Source organism: Candidatus Omnitrophota bacterium, from assembly GCA_028712255.1.
Taxonomy (GTDB): domain Bacteria; phylum Omnitrophota; class Gorgyraeia; order Gygaellales; family Profunditerraquicolaceae; genus UBA6249.
On the sequence record JAQTQJ010000030.1, the window covers coordinates 1 to 4545 of the forward strand.

A 4545-nucleotide genomic window follows, 5' to 3' on the forward strand; every position below is an offset into this window, starting at 1 on the left:
ACCCTGGTAAACCCGCTCAATCTGGGGAATAGCAGTCAAACCGGCAAGCGTTTCAAAATCCGCCCTGGTTGTAGTAGATTCGGTTACAAGCTGCTCAACTCCAAACATTTCCTGCTCATAATAGGGAATCATCATACTATGGATCAATGCCCCTGTCAGTTTGGGAAATGCCGAAGTTGCAATTGCTTCAGCCAACTGGGTATTCTGGTTAACATCCACGTCAGGATGCTCACGCAAGGTTGTTTGTTCAAAAATATCCCGAATACTCATTGATTCGGGTTTGAATTTAGGATCACGCATGAACTCAAGAACCTCGGAAGTGCCTCTCTTTACGCCTTCCTTGACATCTTGAGTGTCATTTACATGGTGTTCCATGATTTCTCTTAAATTACTCATTTCTTTTCCTTTCTTCTCAAGATGATTAGGCTGCGAGAGTTTCCCACAAACCGCCGCCCGCTGTTTCGGTTACAACCAATTGACTATTAAAGTGACATTCAAGCGTAGTAACCGCGCTTGATTTGTACTGCCGCGACCACATAATACCATCAGCGCCGGTAGTGGCTTTTGTCAGCACCCATGCTGTGCCGTTTGCGCCGGAACTATATTTCAAAGCGTCACCAATATCATAAGTAGTGCTTACAACCGTCAATTGTACAATACCATGCGTCAAAATTCTAAGTTTTGCGGTTTCTCCGCTTTCGCTGGCATCAAGAGCAACACCGGCAAAAGTTGCATTATCACCGGCAGCATCAACAGCCACAGCGGCACCCGATGTAGACTCGATCAGATCACCAAAACCTACAGTAGTGGAACTGCCAACATCCAACATTAACAAATTCAGAGGATCATGGTCGCCGTGTTTTACTACTACATTACTTTCCCTGCTTGCCATCTTTTACTCCTTCCCAACTAAAAAAAGATTCTTTCTGCTTTCCCTATCAACGAGACCTCCGTTAGAATTTTGTTTCTGTACCGGTCTGGATAATCCATTGTCCAATCTACTTTTAAGCTCACTGATAGTACTTGCTTTATCCTTTATCAGTTTCTCTATCTTTACGGTATCGGTTTCTGAATTAAGGATTTCTTTGAAAGATTCAGATACCTCGGTATCTATTTTGTTTTCTTTCAATTTGTCGCTGATAAACTTTTCTTTCTCTGCCTGCTTTTCTTTCATCTCGAGGTCATCCAGTTTGTTTTTGGTGACTTTATGAGCTTCCTGTTCGGCAGTCAGGGCTTTTTTTGCTTCGGAAACCTGATTATCAAGATTTTTTATCTTTTCCTCATACTCTTTTTCGAGAGTGACTTTAGCCAGTATATTAGCCTGTCCCTCAATTAAAGAGTAAGCGTCAGGATTTTCCTTTTTAAAAGTGTTTAAATCCATTCCTTGCTCCTTTGTTAAAAGTTCAGGCCAATCGGTTTCTGGTATGTTCATACCCTCTAAAACTTTCTTGACCTTTGGTATTAAAACCGTATCTATATTATTTACAAATTCCTCGGTAAATCTTTTATTATGCTCGCCAACAATTCTTTTTAATTCCGTTTCCATTACTTTCATCATCTCGGTAATCAATTTGTCGGTGTTTTCTTCCTTATCGGAATAAAATATATCGAACATTGTTTCCATAAAAGCATCAATTAAAGTATTATACTCGAAACCAGGCTGCCTTATTTTTCTAACCTTATCAAGTTTATCTTTAAAATTACCCAGTTTTTCAGTGATCTCATTTTCAATTGACCCCAAAGCCTCGGCAAAATCAACTTTACCCCCTGCGGCGGGGACGGTAACAAAATCTACCGACCGCAATACCTTAACTTCTTCCACGATAGCCAGGGTCTCCTCCCCTTTCTTTCCTTCCCTGATCACACCTGAGCCATCAATAGATAGGCCAACCTCTTCGGGAAATTCTTTTGCTGTTTCATACAACCACAAAGAAAAAGGATTTTTAGTGAATTTAATCTTTGCTTTTGCTTCAGTTAATCCTGTGGCATTCTTTTCAGTCCAGCCTTCAATAGCTGTGGCTGTCCACTCCTGAACCTCCCTGCTGCCTGATTTGTGGTTCAAATACATTTTTCTTGATTCTTTTATAAGACCGGCAATATTTTCTGTCGCTCTTGCGGTATAATACCGTTGCCTGCCGTTAGTGTAATTAAGGGATTTCCCCTCTTTAATTAAAGTAACAGTTGCTTCCCGTTTGTCATCATCAAACTTTGCTTCTTTTAAATCAAAATTAATCTGAATATTATTTTCAAGGTTATCTTTTGTCTTACTCACCTGTTTATCTCCTTTTTTCCACGAAGATGGTGCATTTTTACAGAACTGTAAGGCATATAAACAAAAAAAGCCGACTACTACGCCTAAGCGCAATAATCGGCTTCAATGAATACCTTTCTTAACTAAATTTTTTTGTGTGTTATATTTAACACACTGCTATAATATACAACAATTTTTGTGCCAAATCAAGGTTGAAACTAAATTTTTTCGGTTATATTCAGATATTCACGAAAAGTTTTTTTAGTTTCCTCTGTTCTTGGTTCCCATATTCTGTTTTCTTTAACCTGGATAGACACAATGCCATCAAAATTTCTTTTTCTTATAAGATCAAGAAACCACAATATAAATGCTTCTGGAGTAGTATTATTAGCAGTGAAAACTGGCGGTTCTGATTTGTTTATATCTTCTAACCGGACTTTCACTGCTTCAATAAACTTACTCACTTCCATACTGGCCCCTATCGACTTTTCTTGCTGTATTCTTTTCCGGCTGCTCGCTTTTTCCGCCCATATAAGGAATAGAAAAATCAAAATTTACCAAAGCGGCTTCTATGGAGGGGTCAAGACCAAGCATCTTTCTTGCGGTTCTTAATGACAATACCTTTGACTGCACCAATACATTAATTGCCTGCGCAAGTATAAGCGGGTTGTCGCTTTCCTGCTTCGGAAAAATAATGTTTATTGGCAGATCAATAGTACTTACTTTTACTTTCTTTTTCTCCGCTTTTTTCCCCGACACTCCTTCATTCTTTATCTCCTCTAAAAGTTTATCAAGATTTTCAGACAGGTTATACTCTTCAAAGTTCTCTTGCTTTTTTGCTACCATAGATAGCACTTCCGCTACTATAATGGTAGAGTCCTGTTGTGGTAACTGTTCAATTTCAACCTGGGTAGGAAGCTGCCCTCTTTCCACCATTCCAACTAAAATTATTCTGATAAAATATTTAATAAAGTTAGTTAGATCATACTGTATAGATTTTATCAAGGAATTAAAGGGAGAACTGGCATGGCGCAAAGAAGCATAGGACTGGGAGGATGAATCCATAAACACAAGATGAGTAGGAATACCCGCGCCTGCGGCAATCATTGACCTATGCGGATTACCATAATTTTCCGATACCTGGGCTGTAAGTTTAGGGTCTTCAATGCGCCACGTTCTGTTTTCACTTTCAAGTTTTATTGTCCCTGACTTTACCGGAAGCTCATTTCGATCTAACTGAGAGGATTTATTACCGGTTATTTTTAAAAGCCATATTACTTTTGCCCGTTCGTGGTAAAGACGCGCCAGGTCAATAACAATGTCTTCATATATTCTTTCCCACCTCATAACCGGAGCAAGGGGTAATTCCCCCCTTTCTCTGTTTCTCGCCCCATATTTAAACCACAGCATAAAAGAATTGTCAACTGTATCGGAAGAAGGATATGGCCATTGATATGGATCAAGAGAATCATCTTCTTCAATAATTGTTGTATTATAGTCTTTATAATATTTTGTTTTTACTGTATGGTCAAGCTGCTCATATTCTCTCTTATATCCCATTACCATATCGGCATCTTGCGGATGTCTTATAATTTCTATAATCTCAAGGGGATCGACTTCTCTTATTTTTATATTTCCTTTATTACCAAAATGCACAAAGGGAAATATTTCAGAATCAATATAACTGGTTGATATCCATCTTTTTAACCGTTCGGAAAAATTATTTTTTTCAAGTATTTTGGTTATTGCTTCATCAGTTTCTTCGTGAGGTATATCAACTTTTAGTTCTGAGGCCAAAACAGCATTTACTATTAAATTTCTTATGTTTCTGACAATAGGCGAATATCTTTCTTTTTCCCTTGCCGCTTTAATAAACCATTCATGTTCCTCTTCGGAATATTCAATATATCCTCCCGAAGCCATAGTGAACAAGGCTTCATTGAAATTTTCATCGCTTCCATATTTCTTTTTATACTTTTCCTTTGCTTTATCGAGGGATTCCTGATATGTCATAATAAATGATCTGTCTACATTATTCCCCTGTTTTTCATAAGCAAGATTCATTTCCGCTATTTCTGTTTGTAATGCAGTAATGGTTTCCATGTAATAGGAATCAAGTTCTTTCATTTTTGATTTAATGATTTCATCTACTGCATCGTTTAACCCAGTGATTACTTTTGTAAAGTCATAAGACTCATTTTCTTTATTAACATTTTCAGCCATATTTTCCTCAAAAAAGAACTTGATTTATTAAAAAAAATTCACTATATTAATATAAGGAATATTTTATGCCA

The 4545-nt window shown here is 37.6% G+C and carries 5 protein-coding genes; all 5 read right to left on the reverse strand.

Features of this window, described 5'->3' with window-relative positions:
• A partial coding sequence (locus tag PHC29_08615; protein MDD5109539.1) for a hypothetical protein occupies positions 1-396 on the reverse strand: 396 nt, incomplete at its 3' end.
• A 25-nt stretch (positions 397-421) separates the two neighbouring features.
• A complete protein-coding gene (locus PHC29_08620; GenBank protein ID MDD5109540.1) occupies positions 422-892 on the reverse strand; it encodes a hypothetical protein in 471 nt (156 codons plus the stop codon).
• 3 nt (positions 893-895) lie between these two features.
• The gene (locus PHC29_08625; GenBank protein ID MDD5109541.1) at positions 896-2272 is read right to left on the reverse strand and encodes a hypothetical protein; all 1377 of its coding nucleotides are present in this window, start codon (positions 2270-2272) and stop codon (positions 896-898) included.
• A 197-nt stretch (positions 2273-2469) separates the two neighbouring features.
• Positions 2470-2721 carry a hypothetical protein gene (locus PHC29_08630; GenBank protein ID MDD5109542.1) on the reverse strand — a complete coding sequence of 84 codons (252 nt, stop codon included), beginning with the start codon at positions 2719-2721 and terminating at the stop codon, positions 2470-2472.
• The gene (locus PHC29_08635; GenBank protein ID MDD5109543.1) at positions 2708-4474 is read right to left on the reverse strand and encodes a hypothetical protein; all 1767 of its coding nucleotides are present in this window, start codon (positions 4472-4474) and stop codon (positions 2708-2710) included. The genes PHC29_08630 and PHC29_08635 overlap by 14 nt, the downstream gene beginning before the upstream one ends.
• Positions 4475-4545: the final 71 nt, after the last annotated feature.